This is a genomic window from Brevibacillus sp. HB1.4B (genome assembly GCF_013284285.1).
GTDB classification, from domain to species: Bacteria; Bacillota; Bacilli; order Brevibacillales; family Brevibacillaceae; genus Brevibacillus; species Brevibacillus porteri.
The window spans coordinates 493531-508908 of record NZ_JABSUT010000002.1; the positions used below are offsets into that span (position 1 = coordinate 493531).

The 15378-nt window shown below is 46.3% G+C and carries 17 protein-coding genes; 6 read left to right on the forward strand and 11 right to left on the reverse strand.

Going from position 1 to position 15378, the window contains the following annotated elements:
- Positions 1 to 187 precede the first annotated feature (187 nt).
- Positions 188 to 682 carry a GNAT family N-acetyltransferase gene (locus HP398_RS06850; RefSeq protein ID WP_173622215.1) on the forward strand — a complete coding sequence of 165 codons (495 nt, stop codon included), beginning with the start codon at positions 188 to 190 and terminating at the stop codon, positions 680 to 682.
- 111 nt (positions 683 to 793) lie between these two features.
- On the opposite strand, the gene HP398_RS06855 is transcribed toward HP398_RS06850, so the two are convergent.
- The 3 genes from HP398_RS06855 to HP398_RS06865 form a co-directional block, all read right to left on the reverse strand.
- Positions 794 to 1390 (reverse strand): hypothetical protein, encoded by a 597-nt coding sequence (locus HP398_RS06855; protein WP_007723238.1) that lies wholly within the window; start codon positions 1388 to 1390, stop codon positions 794 to 796.
- 346 nt (positions 1391 to 1736) lie between these two features.
- Entirely contained in the window at positions 1737 to 2243 is a 507-nt protein-coding gene (locus HP398_RS06860) for a DUF4446 family protein (RefSeq protein ID WP_017249604.1), read from the reverse strand.
- 227 nt (positions 2244 to 2470) lie between these two features.
- The gene (locus HP398_RS06865) at positions 2471 to 3070 is read right to left on the reverse strand and encodes a hypothetical protein (protein ID WP_017249605.1); all 600 of its coding nucleotides are present in this window, start codon (positions 3068 to 3070) and stop codon (positions 2471 to 2473) included.
- Positions 3071 to 3301: 231 nt separating this feature from the next.
- Between HP398_RS06865 and HP398_RS06870 the strand changes: the two genes are divergently transcribed.
- Positions 3302 to 3937: a YktB family protein gene (locus tag HP398_RS06870; protein WP_173622216.1), complete on the forward strand. Its 636-nt coding sequence runs from the start codon at positions 3302 to 3304 to the stop codon at positions 3935 to 3937.
- 84 nt (positions 3938 to 4021) lie between these two features.
- Here HP398_RS06870 and HP398_RS06875 read toward each other — a convergent pair whose 3' ends face one another.
- The gene (locus HP398_RS06875) at positions 4022 to 4981 is read right to left on the reverse strand and encodes an NAD(P)H-dependent flavin oxidoreductase (protein WP_017249607.1); all 960 of its coding nucleotides are present in this window, start codon (positions 4979 to 4981) and stop codon (positions 4022 to 4024) included.
- A 166-nt stretch (positions 4982 to 5147) separates the two neighbouring features.
- On the opposite strand from HP398_RS06875, the gene HP398_RS06880 reads away from it, so the two are divergent.
- Together HP398_RS06880 and HP398_RS06885 are read left to right on the forward strand one after the other, a co-directional pair.
- On the forward strand, positions 5148 to 6620 hold the full coding sequence (locus tag HP398_RS06880; RefSeq protein ID WP_069849688.1) for an aminotransferase class I/II-fold pyridoxal phosphate-dependent enzyme: 1473 nt from the start codon (positions 5148 to 5150) through the stop codon (positions 6618 to 6620).
- Positions 6621 to 6739: 119 nt separating this feature from the next.
- A complete protein-coding gene (locus tag HP398_RS06885) occupies positions 6740 to 8659 on the forward strand; it encodes a beta/alpha barrel domain-containing protein (RefSeq protein ID WP_173622217.1) in 1920 nt (639 codons plus the stop codon).
- 69 nt (positions 8660 to 8728) lie between these two features.
- Here HP398_RS06885 and HP398_RS06890 read toward each other — a convergent pair whose 3' ends face one another.
- From HP398_RS06890 to HP398_RS06910, 5 genes are all read right to left on the reverse strand, one after another.
- The gene (locus HP398_RS06890; protein ID WP_017249611.1) at positions 8729 to 10615 is read right to left on the reverse strand and encodes a TolB family protein; all 1887 of its coding nucleotides are present in this window, start codon (positions 10613 to 10615) and stop codon (positions 8729 to 8731) included.
- Between the two features lie 103 nt (positions 10616 to 10718).
- The gene (locus HP398_RS06895; protein WP_007723214.1) at positions 10719 to 10844 is read right to left on the reverse strand and encodes a GapA-binding peptide SR1P; all 126 of its coding nucleotides are present in this window, start codon (positions 10842 to 10844) and stop codon (positions 10719 to 10721) included.
- Positions 10845 to 10962: 118 nt separating this feature from the next.
- A complete protein-coding gene (locus tag HP398_RS06900) occupies positions 10963 to 11760 on the reverse strand; it encodes an alpha/beta hydrolase (RefSeq protein WP_173622218.1) in 798 nt (265 codons plus the stop codon).
- 108 nt (positions 11761 to 11868) lie between these two features.
- Positions 11869 to 12168, reverse strand: a complete 300-nt coding sequence (locus HP398_RS06905) for a DUF3055 domain-containing protein (RefSeq protein WP_015892160.1) — start codon at positions 12166 to 12168, stop codon at positions 11869 to 11871.
- Between the two features lie 78 nt (positions 12169 to 12246).
- Positions 12247 to 12795, reverse strand: coding sequence for a MarR family winged helix-turn-helix transcriptional regulator (locus HP398_RS06910; protein ID WP_007723208.1), 549 nt, complete (start codon positions 12793 to 12795; stop codon positions 12247 to 12249).
- A 180-nt stretch (positions 12796 to 12975) separates the two neighbouring features.
- Here HP398_RS06910 and HP398_RS06915 point away from each other — a divergent pair, with 180 nt between their 5' ends.
- The gene (locus tag HP398_RS06915) at positions 12976 to 13404 is read left to right on the forward strand and encodes a DUF1885 family protein (protein WP_017249614.1); all 429 of its coding nucleotides are present in this window, start codon (positions 12976 to 12978) and stop codon (positions 13402 to 13404) included.
- A gap of 112 nt (positions 13405 to 13516) precedes the next feature.
- Positions 13517 to 14155 carry a glycoside hydrolase family 73 protein gene (locus HP398_RS06920; RefSeq protein ID WP_173622219.1) on the forward strand — a complete coding sequence of 213 codons (639 nt, stop codon included), beginning with the start codon at positions 13517 to 13519 and terminating at the stop codon, positions 14153 to 14155.
- A gap of 112 nt (positions 14156 to 14267) precedes the next feature.
- Here the strand turns inward: HP398_RS06920 and HP398_RS06925 are convergent, their stop codons facing one another.
- Both HP398_RS06925 and HP398_RS06930 read right to left on the reverse strand, forming a co-directional pair.
- Positions 14268 to 14630 carry a DUF4912 domain-containing protein gene (locus tag HP398_RS06925; protein WP_017249616.1) on the reverse strand — a complete coding sequence of 121 codons (363 nt, stop codon included), beginning with the start codon at positions 14628 to 14630 and terminating at the stop codon, positions 14268 to 14270.
- Between the two features lie 112 nt (positions 14631 to 14742).
- Complete coding sequence (locus tag HP398_RS06930; protein WP_173622220.1) at positions 14743 to 15342, reverse strand: hypothetical protein; 600 nt, start codon at positions 15340 to 15342, stop codon at positions 14743 to 14745.
- Positions 15343 to 15378: the final 36 nt, after the last annotated feature.

The window sequence follows — 15378 nt, forward strand, 5'->3', positions numbered from 1 at the left end:
ATGCATCGGCCTAGTTTGACAATACCCTTTTTCAAGATTAAACAAGAACTATAAAAATAAATTGATCAAACGCTCGACAGAATGAAGGCGCCCCCTTGCTACAAGCCGCTCTCGTTGACATCAAACAGGTAAGATTCTAAACTTTTCGAGAAAGGAAAACGAACAAGAATGGAGAGGATCGGAACACATGATCACTATCCGCAATGCCAAAGCAGAAGATTTGCCAGCACTGATCGCCATCGAGCAGCTTTGCTTTTCACCAGAAGAGGCTGCGACACAGGAAGCATTTGAGAAACGCATTCGATTGATTCCAGACAGTTTTTTTGTAGCGGAAGAGGATGGCGTTATTGCGGGGTTGGTGAATGGACCCGTTATCGAAACCCCCTTCATTACGGATGATTTGTTTCAAGCGATTAAAGAAAATCCGGCATCGGGCGGGCATCAAACCATCCTAGGACTAGCGGTTTCTCCCGCTTTTCAAAAACGAGGCATTGCTTCCATGCTCCTCACACACCTGGAAGCATCAGCAAGAGTGGCCGGTCGTGAGACGATCACGCTGACGTGTAAGGAAAATTTGATTGGCTATTATGAAAGTCATGGATACTTCAACAACGGTGTTTCCAGCTCAGATCATGCTGGAGCTATTTGGTACAATATGAGCAAACCATTACAATTGCGCTAAGCGAAGGGCAAAAAAGAAAAAGCGGGCACCTCTGGTCAGGAGGAAACCCGCTTTTTGTTATTCGCTGTGTGATCACATATATAAAAAAGGGCGCCTCAGGCACCCTTTTTTCTAAACTTCTAATTCAAATAGACGTCGCGATAACGTTACTAATCGAACATCAATTGCTGGAAGTTTTTCCGGGGCAGTTCTCTTTGCCCAATTACGCAAATCCAGCCATCGGTCCGTTTCTTGACGTAAGGACTCAATCTCCTGCTCGCTGCCATCCTGCTGGAACAAAGCCTCCAGCTCATTGGCCATATGCAGAGAGTTATTTTCAAAGATGGACACTTCTTCGTCTCCGGTTAGCTCCTGAATGCTCACAACCGATCCTTGATCGTAGTGATACACCATTGTGAAGCCGTCATAAATCCGGTGGACAATCCCATAGCCTCGGAACGCTTTCATTGCTTTTCTCATGGCATTTGCCAGCTGCCTATCTCGGATCAGATACGAGCTGTCGCATGAGTAGCGGCTGCCAACCCGACAGAAACTCAATTGAATTTCGCCGTTCTTGTCATTCAGGATTACGTCACGATCGCCATTGTCACACACTTTGACTTGGACTGAAATGTGTTCATTGGTGAAAAGCGAAACGAACTGGTTCAGCTCTTCTTCATTCACCGTGAAATAGGCCTTGGCGTAATTAGTTGCTAAACGCTGTGCCATAAATATCTCCTCAATTCTTTTGGTTTGCATGGGCCGAATACGACCGAACAGTTATCCAAATCAGAGGAGATACGCTAAGTGTCAACAAAAGAACGCTGTAGAACCTGGCCTTGCCCCGCGAATCGAAAATCGATTTGGGTAATGAAGGCGGATCACCTACTTTTTGTTTTTCGCAAAAAAGCCATTTTTGACATCTTTATTATACCTCAGGTGCCTTCAAAAGTCTTGAGCAAAATGACGATGAATTTTAGCAAAAAACCGGAATATCCGCAATCAGACGCAGGGAAATGAAAAGAACTCCCTGATTCATTCATATGCTTACTGTTTCATTGAAATTCAGAGGGACTTATATCCCTGCAGTTGAGGTCATCGCTTTTTTGATCGCAGCCTGTTCTTCTTCAGACAAATGGTAGCTCGATGTCCCTTGCTCAAGCGGCTTGGCGTACACGCGAGATTCTTCTCGTCCAAAAATGCTGGTGATCACGACACCGTTCCCAGCGTCATCTGTTACCGCCAGCGAAAAGCTAAGATCACTGCCGACATCCCCGAAGGCATTGTAACGGATAATCGCTACTTTGCCACATTGCGCTGCCATTCGCTGTGACAGACGATTGATGGCAAACTGCTGATCGCTATGCTGCTTTTTCATTTCCTCTACCTGATCCAGCAGTCTGTGCAAGCCTTCCTCGAGATTGGCTCCTCCCGTCCCTGTCATGATCCGGTTGATTGATTTCCTCAATCGACTAATCCGGACAGACTGCATAATCACCATCCATAATAGGATCAGTGTCAATGCGATGACGGCTAAAAGCAGGATCGCTACATTGGGGATTTGTGATAGGAATGCTTCCAAAACTTTTCTTCCTTTCCGGTGCGTGCGTAAATATGCTGTCAAAAACCTTCTTTATTGTACAACCGCCGGGCCTCCCATTCAAACAAGTCTTTCATAAAAACAACAATTACTAAATAAGCGACGGTCAAACCAAAAAAAGCGACACCCTCATTTGTTTGAGATGTCGCTTTTTCATTCCGTATTCGTTTGTGTCAAACTCATCGTCCTTTGGCTATCCTCCAGTCTGCCTACGCTTCCAAAAGCAACATTTCCCGACGGAGCTGTTTTAATCGCTCTGTGGACTGTTTCATTTGACTTTGGTCTTTGGCTTGCATTGCGTCATACAACGTCGCCAGTTCATAATCCAACTCCAGACGCAGCACCGGGATGCGTTCTTCCGAGTCACGTCGTTTCATCGCGGCAATTACCTGATCCATCGTTACATTGCAAAATTTTTCATAGATCACTTTTTTCTCAGCTCCTTTTAATTCCACTATTCTGATAACTTCTCCGTACTGGATTTGCTTCAGCAAGACGCACTCTTCAAAAGTGACCTTGATCATGGCATGCCCTTTTGCCCGCTCTACGAAGTGGTAAAGTACAAGTGCCACCCGCGAATCATTGACAGGAATGCCGGTAATGTGCAGCTTATAGGACCCGTTTAAACGCTGCATTTTCCAGTCGGATCGGCCATCTGTGGTGTTCACGAGGAGGTGAAACTGCTCGGGAGATTCTTTCCACGTGACGCTCACCCCTGCTTCCACCAGGGCCTGCACCATCGCGTGCAATGTTTTGCGGTCAAACCAAACTGCCAAATGAAAATACTCCAACTCCATGCCGAGATTCATCTTCTACAGGCCCCTCCCGTTGACAGAATACTCAGATATCAAATTAGCCGCAAGGGAGTGAGTGGTATATCATATTATTCAGGCTTTGGTTTTGCTATTCATAAAACTCGGCATGTATTTTTTTCCTGGATGGTATGATATCATATGGAGGATTCCAAGCTCCCTTGACGGGGACGATCGCCCTTTTCTTTCCAGTGGGGTTCGATGATGCTTAAAAGAGGTGTTTGTTACATGCTAACGTTTCCAGGCTTTCGTCAAGAAGATTTTGATGTTTTTGCCATTGATGGACTGGATGCTCGGATGGACGCGATCAAAACCAATATCCGTCCTAAATTCGAAGTACTCAGCCAACATTTTGCGCCTTTTCTCTCTGTAGCAACCGGAGATGAAATGTTTACACACATAGCAAAGCATGCACGCCGTACGGTGAACCCACCAGCTGATACGTGGGTTGCCTGGGCTAATGATAAACGCGGTTACAAAAAACATCCGCACTTTCAAATCGGCTTGTGGGGAACACATTTGTTTGTTTGGTACGCGGTAATTTACGAGTCTCCTTCCAAAGAGATCATCAGTCATGCGTTTAACAAGCGTCTAGATGAGGTCATCGCGATGGTTCCGGAGCATTTTCACTGGTCTCCAGATCATATGCAACCAGCAAGCACTTCTCAAAAAGAGCTGGGCACTGCTGGCGTGAAAAAGCTGGTGGACAGGCTGGCACAGGTAAAAAAAGCGGAGTTGCTCTGTGGTATTACCATTGACCGTCATGATCCAATCCTAGCAGACGGAGAAGCATTGGTGAGTCGTCTCGAAGAAACATTTGGCGTGTTGAGTAAGCTCTATACCTTAGGAAATTCTCGTGGATAGACCGCCTCCCGCTTTCTTTAGTTAAGTTATATGCAAAAGAACAGGTCCGCTTTCATTTGAAAAACGCAGGCCTGTTCTTTTGTTTTAGGAAAAAGACCGCAGTCGATCCAACGACTTGTTCACATCGCCAAACATGCGGTCAAACAATTGCTGGACACTTGGTACATCATCAATCAATCCAATAACCTGACCTGCCCAACCAAAGCCACGCTGGCTGTCGCCCTCATAAATAAATGTGCAATTGTTCTCTCCACTGATGAAGCTCTTTAACTGCTCGTAGCCTGCCCCTTCTTTTTCCAATTGGAGAATATGATCAGAGCCTGGTGTACGAACGACCCTGGCAGGTGTCCCCAGTGTGCGCTTGATAACTGCGGTATCGTGCTCGGTTCCAGCAACCAACGCCTCTTTGTAGGCAGAATGCGCATGGACACATTCTTGCGTCGCAATAAATCGCGTCCCCATCTCCACACCTTCTGCACCAAGTGAAAGCGCTGCCAAAATCCCCCGACCATCGCCGATACCACCACTAGCCAATACCGGAATTTTCACAGAATCCACCACACGCGGAATTAAAACGAACGTCCCAATATCATCTCGTCCCAGATGCCCCCCACCTTCTTGACCAACAGCCATCACAGCATCCGCGCCAATCGATTCTGCTTTTTGTGCTTGACGGGCAGACGCAACCAAAACAAGCTTTTTGATGGGATGACCATCGAGTCTGCGCAGCAGCGGCTCTGGATTGCCTCCTGTTACCGAAACAGCTGCCACTTTTTCTTCAATCGCCACATCCAGCATTGCTTCATACGGCCGACCGTGTTGACCAATTGCATAATTCACACCAAATGGTTTATCCGTCAATGCACGGACTTTGCGAATCTCCTCCCGCAGTGCTTCAGCCGATGGCAAGGACATAGCCGTAATTTGACCGAGTCCCCCGGCATTTGACACAGCAGCAGCCAAGTCTGCGTAAGCCAAATAAGCCAAGCCACCTTGAACGACCGGATATGTAATTTGAAGTAGCTCCGTTACTCTCGTTTTCATCCAATTATCACCCCATGTAAATGACCTTCTCGGCTTACAGGCCAAACTCCTGCCACCACTCGTAAACATGAATAAAAATTCGCTTGCTTTCCCCCCCTATTTTGCTATACTCAATTTGTTTGTTTTTCCCCTTATTATTCTTGATTAGTAAAGTGAGGCGATCGTAGTGAGACAAATGAAAACTCCTTTGTTCAGCGGGTTGTTGGAGCACGCCAACCGGAACCCGATTCAATTTCACATTCCGGGCCATAAGAAGGGTATGGGTATGCATCCGGCATTTCGCGAGTTCATCGGGGACAACGCTCTTTCGATAGACCTCATCAACATTGCGCCATTGGATGACTTGCATCACCCAAAGGCAATGATTAAAGAAGCACAAGATTTGGCAGCCGAGGCATTCGGCGCTGACCATACATTTTTTTCCGTGCAAGGAACAAGCGGTGCCATCATGGCGATGATTATGGCGACATGCAGTCCTGGCGACAAAATTATCGTACCGCGTAACGTACACAAATCGATTATGTCGGCGGTTATTTTCGCTGGAGCAATCCCAATCTTTATTCACCCTGCAATGGACGAGCGTCTGGGTATTTCTCACGGGATCACAGTAAAGGCTGTGCAAAAAGCACTGGAAGCCCATCCTGATGCTGCTGCCCTGTTGGTGATTAACCCAACGTACTTCGGTATTGCAGGTGACCTACGTGAGATCGTGCGGGCTGCGCATAACTATGAAATTCCGGTATTGGTAGACGAGGCTCACGGTGTGCATATTCATTTTCATGAGGAACTGCCGATTTCGGCCATGCAAGCAGGTGCCGACATGGCAGCAACCAGCGTACACAAGCTGGGTGGCTCTTTGACCCAAACATCGATCTTGAATGTACGGGAAGGCCTCGTTGATGTCGATCGGGTGAAAACGGTCATGAGTATGCTCACGACGACTTCGACTTCTTACATCTTCCTCGCGTCGTTAGACATGGCGCGTCAGCATTTGGCCCTCAACGGGAAAATGCTCGCGGACCAAGCGATGGAACTGGCAGCAAAAGCACGCGATATGATTAACGAAATCCCGCGCATCTACTGCGTTGGCAAAGAGATTCTCGGAAAGCCTGCGACTTTTGCGATGGACCCAACCAAGCTCCTCATCCACGTACGCGATCTCGGAATCACTGGATGGGAAGTCGAGAACTGGCTACGTGACAAGTACAACATTGAAGTAGAGATGAGCGATTTGTACAACATCCTCTGCTTCGTTACTGCGGGCGATACGGAAGAATCCATCCGCACGCTGGTAAATGGATTGCGTGATCTGTCCGTTGAATTTTCGCACGTACAAGCAGAAGAGAAGCCGACCATCTCACTGCCGAATATCCCTGTACTGTCCACCACCCCTCGAGAAGCATTCTATGCAGAAACAGAGACGATTCCGTTGGCGGAAGCAGCAGGTCGAGTCATCACTGAGTTCATCATGGTCTATCCTCCAGGTATCCCGATCTTCCTTCCTGGAGAGGTAATCACCGAGGAAAATATCGCGTACATTCAGGAAAACATCCGAGTCGGATTACCCGTACAAGGTCCTGAAGATGAGACATTGAAAACGATCAAAGTCGTAAAAAGACAAACTGCCATTTCTGGCTAAGCGATCCGAACCAAAAAACGCTGCCTCTTTCACAAGAGAGCAGCTTTTTTTATTTTTTATACAAACACTTTAAGATAAGATGGAATTGGGAAAAATTAGGAAAGGTGGGCTATGCTGCCATGCCAGACTGGTCGTATCAAACGATGTTTCGGCCACTTCTCTTTCTCATGCCACCCGAACGGGCCCGTTCTATTACCTTGAAGTCAATCGGCACTTTGGCAAAAATTCCGGGTGGTCCGTACATCATCGAATGGATGGGACATATGGAGCCTCCCTCACAGCTCTCCAAAACAATTGGTCCAGTCACGTTCCCTACTCCAGTCGGGTTGGGTGCCGGATTAGACACGGAATGCATCGCCATTCAGGCGCTGTCCAAATTCGGCTTCGGGTTTCTAGAGCTGGGGCCTGTGTCCAAAGAACCGATTGATTCTGACGGCACCGTTCAACGTGACATTGCCGCGATGAATATCCACTATTCTAGTCCATTGGAAAATAATGGTATACACACCCTTGAGAGGCGCCTGGAGGGGGCTTCTGGCATCCAAATTCCTATCGGAGTCAGATTGGCCTGCCGACCAGAGGCCAGCCTGAGAGATGCCACAGAAGAGCTTCAGGAGCTGATCGCCAGATTGGAGCGTTTTTGTTCATTTTTCACAATAGATACGCGGGCGAATATGGGACAACCAGAATGGAGCCATACAGCTTGGAAGGAACATTTCTCCTGTTTGCGTAACAAGACGGATATGCCACTCTTACTGGCGATCCCACCGAGTCTTGCAGAAGCGGAAGCACTCCCGATTCTTACCTCGGCAAAAGAAGCAGGACTCAACGGCTTCGTTGTCGCTGGAGGCACGATTCAGGACAACTCTGTTTACATCACGGGGAGGAGTTCACACGAGCAAGCCGTCAAATTTGTCTCCTGGGCACGGGAACAGTGGTCAGATGCCCTTATCATTGGATCAGGTGGTATTCTGGAGCCACAAAATGCTCTGACTCTTCTGGCAGCGGGTGCCAATTTTGTACAGTTGCACAGTGGCTTGGTCTATTCTGGCCCTGGCTTGCCAAAACGAATTAACGAAGCCATCTTGCAAACACAGCCAGACACTGACGCTCCTCAAGAAAAGCGACCTGCTTTTTTATTTCCTTCTTGGATATGGGGACTCTTGTTGGGCGTGGGCATGATTATTGGTGGGGCACTTGCTTGGCTGGTCGCCGCAACAACCGTCGTCCTCCCCTACGACGAACGCTTTCTCGGGATGTCAGCCGACCAGCTTGCACTCTTAAATGCGCAAATCCTCTCTTTTATGTCACACGATCGGATTAGTCTGGCAGGAACGATGATATCCATCGGAATTTTGTATAGTCAACTGGCTTACCATGGTCTACGCAAAGACATTCACTGGACGCGGACCATCTTGCTCGTCTCCGGTGCTGTTGGATTTTCCAGCTTCTTTTTATTTATTGGATACGGATACTTCGATTACTTGCACGCGACTTTAGCGCTCGTGTTGTTCCCCATGTTTTTGCTCGCATTACGAGCACCTGCAAAGGTTCATTTGACTCGCCTACCGCCTCAGCTTCACAATGATCAGGATTGGCGAATGGCTCTATGGGGACAATTGCTCTTTGTCATCATCGGATTTGGTTTGACAGGGGCTGGTATCATCATTTCGATCATCGGCGTCACAGGTGTCTTCATTCCTTCCGACCTCGTCTTTCTCTGTGTATCAGCTGATACCTTGCAGTCTTACAATGAGCGATTAATTCCGGTGATTGCTCATGACCGTGCTGGCTTTGGCGGAGCCTTAGTTTCGAATGGCCTGGCCGTCTTACTGATTAGCCTTTGGGGTATCAGACGAGGAGAAGCGTGGATTTGGTGGACATTGTTTTTAGCAGGCATTCCAGGCTTTATTTCTGGCATAGGCATACATTTTACTGTTGGCTATGTCGATTTTATTCATCTCTTGCCTGCTTATGTCGCAGTCATTTTATTTTTCGTAGCACTTGTACTTTTGAAGCCGTATTTATGCCGGACATAAAAGAAAACAGACGAAAGAATTCCTTTCGTCTGTTTTTCTTTATAAAAGCCTGACTACTATTGTGCAGAATCAGTCTTCGTCATCTTCGTCATCATCATTACCTGGAGCGAATGCCACCGTGTATACATATGGGTCTTTATCACGCTCATCGACCCAGACAACGCGATTTCCACCGATGCGGGCATTTTCCATCTCCGCATCATCATCCCACTCAATATTGCTATAGGAATCCTCTTCGAAATCATACAGCTCATAGTAAAATTCCTTGCTTTTTGCGGACAGACGATTGTCTTCATACAAAATCATATTGCGTGAAGCCTGTGGATTTTTCTGGTCACCATCCATATAACGTAGCAACGGATTGACTCTTTGACGGTCGATGTTGTAATAGTACAAATCCCAACCGGTTTTGGAATTGCCTGTATCTTCGCTCCAAACAACGAAGTTATCGCCGATTTCTGCTTTCTCTACTTTTACATTATCGCGGATTTCTGTCTCGTCATCTTCTTCGATATCGTAGAGTACGATGCTTGCACTCTTTGAGCCTTCTTCCACTACCCAGGTAGCGTAGTTTTTGTAAATATCAACACTTAATGGTTCATTTCTCACCGTCGTAACTTCCGTATGCTTTCCAGTCGTTAGATCTGTGATGATCACTTCTGTTTTGCCATCGATATTTACCCATAACAGACGCTCTCCGTCAATCTCATAAAGCTTCTCACTCGGTTTTTGATCATCATCTTCATGTGTAATCTGCTTTTGAGTGTCTTTACGAATATCGTAGGAGAAGAGTGCATCTTCATGCTCGTCATACCAGACAACATAACGCGAGCTTACAACAGGGCGAACAGAATCATGTTCTGGATTACTGATGACTTTACTTTTTTTATTTTCGACATCGTAGAAAACGATCGTATTATTTTTTTTAGACTCGGTTACGTACGCTACATAACGATCATGAGCACTTGGCTCCTTTGGTTTCCCGCCTGCATTACCTATCGGAACTAATTCCTTTTCGTCCAGGTCATACAGGTGGAGTTGGAGCTTTTTGTTGCTATCTTTTTTCGCGAATAAGATGAAATCGCCATAAATTTTCGGTCCGGTCTCACCGTACAGATTGCTCGCGATCTTTTTACCAGACGTTTTGCCAAGCTCACGATATTTCAAGTCATTATTGTCAGAATAGACATAATCCTCTTGATACAAATGTACATTTTGCTGTTCGTTTGCATCATCAGTCAATTCCTTAATTCTACCGTTACTGATGGAATAGGAATAGAGGTCGCCAGCCGATTGATGCTCATACACGATTTGATTGGAGAAAATGCTTGGACGCCCTTGATCCCCTTTAGCAGTAACGGCAGCCTTTTCCTGCTTTGCTTTGATGTCATAGTAATAAATGTCATCATTGCCATTACGATCATCTTCCCAAGCAACATAACCACTGCTTACCACCGGGTTGCTTGCTTTTCCACTCGCTGATACGATCTCTGTATCTCCAGTAGAAATTTTATGTAGATAAACATCGCCGTTTTCTGTCCAAACAACATTTTTATCGGCAATCTCCAAGCCATCGACCGAAGCAGAACCACTTGTCAAACGGATTTCTTTTTCTTTCACAATGTCATACAAATAGACATCTGAACCGCCATCTCGGGAATCAATCCATACGACGTAATCTCCATCGACCTTTGGATTCGTCTTTTCTGATTCCTTGTCACCTATTTCGCTCTGGTTACCTTTATCAAGGTTGTAGAGTGTTACTCTTTGCCCACCTTCAACCATCCATACCGCATATTTTTTTGATATATCATATCCTGCTGAGGATATTGATGGCTGGCTACCGTCTATTTTTTCTTCATCACCAATACTGTAAGCAAGCGCTGGTGTCCCGCTCCACAGAGATGTGACCAAAAGTGCAGCGGCCAGCATTCCCTGTATCGGTTTTCGCTTCATGACACAATTCCTCCTTTTGCAGCGATTTTCACACTTCTCCATTATCCTCCATGCGGAAAAGGTTGTCAAAAAAAACAGGCCTCAACATAGGCCTGTTGACTATTTATTCTTTTTCCTGTCTTTCACCAGGTCGGCAGTCACAGTTGCACACCGCATAAAGCGTTTTCACTGAATTACATTCAAAATGCTCGATGATGGTTCCGCAAGTCTGACATACGATAGTTCCCATCTATGTCCCCTCCGCATTCAATTGATTCACATATTACTACAAATGTTATGTTACATTCATCTTAATATGCCACGTCATTCAGAGTCAAGATGCATTTGTCGATAATTAGTATGTCACATTAATTTGAAATATTGTCATTCAACCAGTTCACGATTTTTTGCAAGACTTCTTCCTTTTCAGGCTCATTCAAAATTTCGTGCCGCAAGCCCGCGAATCGTTCAAAAGTCTGTCTGTCTGGAAGGCCCGCTGTAAACTGCTCCACTGCATCCGCATCAACCAATGTATCAGCACCAGCCTGCAAAACAAGGACAGGATGCTTGATTTGGTTTCTTTCCTCCCACGCCTTTTCCATCGAGCGGTTCAATTCTGTAAACCATCTGACACTTACCTTGGAATAATTGAGTGGATCGTTCTGATAAGCAACCTGAACAGCTTCGTCACGCGATACCATGTCGGGAGTGATTCCATTAGGCATGACAAGTGTTGGCCAGACCCGATCGAGAAACTGTGCCAATTGCTCCTTCCACGCCGGTACAGTCAGTTTCAGTTTCAAGCATGGAGATGTGAGAATTAACCCTGCCAACTCTTTACTCCGCTCATCCGCCTGAATAAAGCGAGTCGCGATGAGACCACCCAGACTATGCCCCATTAAAAATACTGGCTTCTCTCCTGACGCATCGGCAAGCGCGGTACTCGTCCACTCCCGTACACGGGACAAATAGTCTTCGAATGATTGAATATGCCCCCGTCTCCCAGGAGAGCGCCCCCATCCCGGCAAATCTTCCGCATATACGTCCCAGCCTGCCTGATTGAAATAAGCCGCTACATGCTCATAGCGCCCATGATGCTCTCCCGTTCCATGGACGAGAACAATCGCTCCCCGAGAATCTTTGGCCGACCATTTATGTACACCCATTCCCACTGTTCCTCCTACTGCTTGATTTCTTTCGATTATACTAAAAAACGGAAGGCCGTATTTTACTGAAAAACCAAAACGAGCAGAAGATAAACTTCTGCTCGTTACCTAATACTGATTTTCTTCAAATGGAATCGATGGTAAATGCTCCTGGAAAAACTCAGCAAGCGCGACTGCCTCGTTCTCTGAATCCAGTCTGAAAATTTTTTGCAGATATCCTGGATTCACCGCATCTTCAGAACTGAGAAGAGTCGATTGCCCTGTCTGCATACAGATCACCAACGGCTTCCCATAAAACTTGTGTGTAAATACCATGCCAAAGTCGTAGCGAGTTCCCTCTGAAATAAAACCGAGGAAACGTACATTAGCGTTCTCCGAAACGTCGTATAAGTGGTCGTAGTGCTCCATCAGCAATCCCTCCTCAACAGTATTTTGGCCTCCGAATTTCGTGAAATATTCGGATTATTCACTAGTATAAGCGAAAAATCACGTTTTTGCCACCCAAACAGCATCATTTACCAGACGCGTCGGGTTAATGACCCTGTCTTCCCCTTCTTGAATCCATCTCACTTTTTCTGCACCATGCAACGATTGCGCGACAAAGGAGAGACATTCAAAGAACAGTTCAACTACTGCTGTACTGTATCGTTCCTCCATTTTCTCCAATGCATACGTCAATCTAAAAATATCTGGTACACTTCTTCGACTGGCTTCTAATACTTCTTTTCCTTTTTCAGTCGGGTATACGTGAACTACACGCCCATCCAACTCCGACTTTTCGATGGTCACCATGCCTTTCTCCATTAATTTCTTGATATGAATGACAATCGATGAGGGATGCCAGAAGGTCCAATCTGCAATTTGCGTGACGCGTACACCTTCATAACAGTAGATGATCCAGAGAATGTTTAACTGTACGGAGGAATCCAATTCAGCTTCCTTCGCTGCCCGCTCCCAGTCTTCTTTGTTCACCACATCGATGGCGCGCATGGTGTTTAAAGCTTCGAATACGTGTCTAATTGAGGCCTCCTGCATGCGTATATTCCTCCATGATCCTTTATCGTTCATCTAACGGCATATAAATATGATATATATTTTACACTTTTCAGAAAAAACGCGCAATTGTTTTTGGTCGCCAACTGCCTCATTGCCAAAGAGTGGAAGACAATGCTACACTTAACGCACAGAATACCGGTACTAGGAGTGAGTGCAGTCGTGAAACTTCAATCGGCCTACATCTATTTCGTTGATGGTTCTACCGCAGCATCTGTAAGTATTGACGACGTGAAAGCCAAGTTTACGCGATACGTTGACATGACCTCAAAAACAGGAAAGCAGTTGGGCTGGACCTATGCTGACGCCGCTTTCCCTTACAACCTAGAAGAACGCCCTGAAGGAAAGGACTCGTGGTTCCTTCTCAAAGGAAAAGACCCAAACATGTACAAAGCCATCGTTGTTGGAGTCGGGAGCAAAAATGAAAACGGTTCCGAAAAGCACTACATACAGGTGTCCCTCCCTGAATCGGCCACGCATGGCGATAAAAACAAGGCGAATGAGTACTGTCGATACTTGGCACGTGATTATAAAGCAGAGCTCCATCTCTTCAATAATCGCATTCAATACTTCCAACCTCGAAAGCCATAAAGAAAAAACGGAGAAACAGTCGAGAAATCTCGACTGTTTTTTCATGTCCAGGCCTATTCCCCCTGACCTCTTTTTTTCATACGAACAACAAAGAGTGGAAAGGGGTGTGCTTATGGAGGCGCAAGCATTTGTTCAGTTGGTTGCTGACCACGCCAGAAAGTCTTATCTGAACCATCGTTTATTCCCCTCCATTATCATAGCGCAAGCCATACTCGAGTCTGGTTGGGGTAAAAAAGTACCTGTTGACCCTGCCACTGGGACATCCTCGTATAACCTCTTTGGAATAAAGGGAACGGGACCTGCCGGCTCTGTCACCATCGAAAGCAAAGAGGTGGAAAACGGAAAAACGGTCACACGTACCTCCCAGTTCCGCGCTTATGAAAATTACCAGCAATCCATGGAAGACCATACCCAGTTTTTACGTAGGCCCGCATATAAAAACGTGCTGGCAGCCACGACTCCCGCACAAGCCGCACAGGCTTTAGAAGAAGCCGGCTACGCTACCGACCCTGCGTACGCCGAAAAGCTGACGGGCCTCATTCAGACGTACAACTTGTCTCAGTACGATTCATTCACCTCAGAAGGGCCACAAACGTTTCCTCCCTGGAAATTGGAGCTGGGCAATCGCGCATTACAGGAGGGCTTGCTGACCTCGCCTGAATGGCTAAATAAGTTAGACGATCCAATGCCAGTATGGGCTGTTTTAGCGGTTGCCCTGCGACTGCTGGACAGACAGCGAGAGAAGCCATGAGTCCATGAATAAAAAACAAAAGCCCCATTGCCACAAGTAAACCTCGTGGATAATGGGGCTGTTTCGTATAAAAATGCAGTTGCCTCAGTCGTACGTTGCTTGAGCACGTTGATCAAATCATTTGAGACCTGGACAGCGAATAAAACCTTCCGTCCACCATCCGAATTCCCAGATCGACGCAATATTCCAATCCTTGCGTCACTCCGTACAATATCCATTCGGAAGAGAGGTGGTTGATATCAAAATCAGTGTAAAGGTCAGTGCCATCATTTCGGATCTCTTTGCGGTACGTCACATCAAAAAGGCGTAGGACAAAAGGCAGTTCAGCAAAAGGAATAGCAAACTTTCGCTCTATTTCTTGCTCGAACTCCTTCGTCATGCTCCACTCTGCCTGAATAGATTGCTCATCTTTCCAGGCAATGCGTATACTCGGGCCTTCTAGATCTGTGGACGATCGCGGGGGATTTGTCTCCATTCGCTCCCATCGTTCCTTTCTTTCATGTACTTGCTATTACCAAGTATATTGGCTTTTCCGTATATTATAGCACGGGGACATGCAAAGTGGAAACGCATCCAAGCCATAATTTTTAACGCCCAACTGTAAATGTATTTTCACCAACGGATACATAAGAAGTGAATTTCTCGGATTTCATTTGAACTTGTACTTTATAAGTGCCGTATGCTTCGAGTTTCGTAGATACAAAAGGCTCAGAAAAATAGAAGCTGTTTGCATTTTGTGTGGAGTATTTCCATTCCTTCCCTTTAGACACTTCTTTGCCGTCCGGTCCGATCAACACAAGTTGCATGCGCAAGTCTTTAGCTACAGGCGCGTCATCAACCTCTACGAACACGTTAAACGTACGAGGCACATTTTTGTCGCTGTATCCTTTGACAGGGTTGCTGAAAACGACATTTTTATTGCGGGTCTGCTGAATTCCTTCGACCACAATAATATTTACGTTTGGCTTAATCACTTGCAATTTGCCAGATTGCTGATCGTAATCGGCGAAACCACCGAGCTTGTTCACTATTGATTCTATCGATTCGGCCTTGGATGCTGGCATTTCACTCGCTACGGTTTCCGCACCGAAAAATACGCGCATTGCACCCTCTCCCACCGCAGTAGTGCTCCCTACCCCTGCTGCTACAGTCAACGCCAACAAGGCCGATAACCATGCTTTTTTCATGTCAATAATCCTCCTGTATGTGTGCGCGGCAGCGCT

What these genes read in the sequence shown, in the direction of transcription:
- HP398_RS06850 (WP_173622215.1), top strand. Translation starts at nt 188, where the DNA reads ATGATCACTATCCGCAATGCCAAAGCAGAAGATTTGCCAGCACTGATC.
- HP398_RS06855 (WP_007723238.1), bottom strand. Translation starts at nt 1,390, where the DNA reads ATGGCACAGCGTTTAGCAACTAATTACGCCAAGGCCTATTTCACGGTG.
- HP398_RS06865 (WP_017249605.1), bottom strand. Translation starts at nt 3,070, where the DNA reads ATGAATCTCGGCATGGAGTTGGAGTATTTTCATTTGGCAGTTTGGTTT.
- HP398_RS06870 (WP_173622216.1), top strand. Translation starts at nt 3,302, where the DNA reads ATGCTAACGTTTCCAGGCTTTCGTCAAGAAGATTTTGATGTTTTTGCC.
- HP398_RS06875 (WP_017249607.1), bottom strand. Translation starts at nt 4,981, where the DNA reads ATGAAAACGAGAGTAACGGAGCTACTTCAAATTACATATCCGGTCGTT.
- HP398_RS06885 (WP_173622217.1), top strand. Translation starts at nt 6,740, where the DNA reads ATGCCAGACTGGTCGTATCAAACGATGTTTCGGCCACTTCTCTTTCTC.
- HP398_RS06890 (WP_017249611.1), bottom strand. Translation starts at nt 10,615, where the DNA reads ATGAAGCGAAAACCGATACAGGGAATGCTGGCCGCTGCACTTTTGGTC.
- HP398_RS06895 (WP_007723214.1), bottom strand. Translation starts at nt 10,844, where the DNA reads ATGGGAACTATCGTATGTCAGACTTGCGGAACCATCATCGAGCATTTT.
- HP398_RS06900 (WP_173622218.1), bottom strand. Translation starts at nt 11,760, where the DNA reads ATGGGTGTACATAAATGGTCGGCCAAAGATTCTCGGGGAGCGATTGTT.
- HP398_RS06905 (WP_015892160.1), bottom strand. Translation starts at nt 12,168, where the DNA reads ATGGAGCACTACGACCACTTATACGACGTTTCGGAGAACGCTAATGTA.
- HP398_RS06910 (WP_007723208.1), bottom strand. Translation starts at nt 12,795, where the DNA reads ATGCAGGAGGCCTCAATTAGACACGTATTCGAAGCTTTAAACACCATG.
- HP398_RS06920 (WP_173622219.1), top strand. Translation starts at nt 13,517, where the DNA reads ATGGAGGCGCAAGCATTTGTTCAGTTGGTTGCTGACCACGCCAGAAAG.
- HP398_RS06925 (WP_017249616.1), bottom strand. Translation starts at nt 14,630, where the DNA reads ATGGAGACAAATCCCCCGCGATCGTCCACAGATCTAGAAGGCCCGAGT.
- HP398_RS06930 (WP_173622220.1), bottom strand. Translation starts at nt 15,342, where the DNA reads ATGAAAAAAGCATGGTTATCGGCCTTGTTGGCGTTGACTGTAGCAGCA.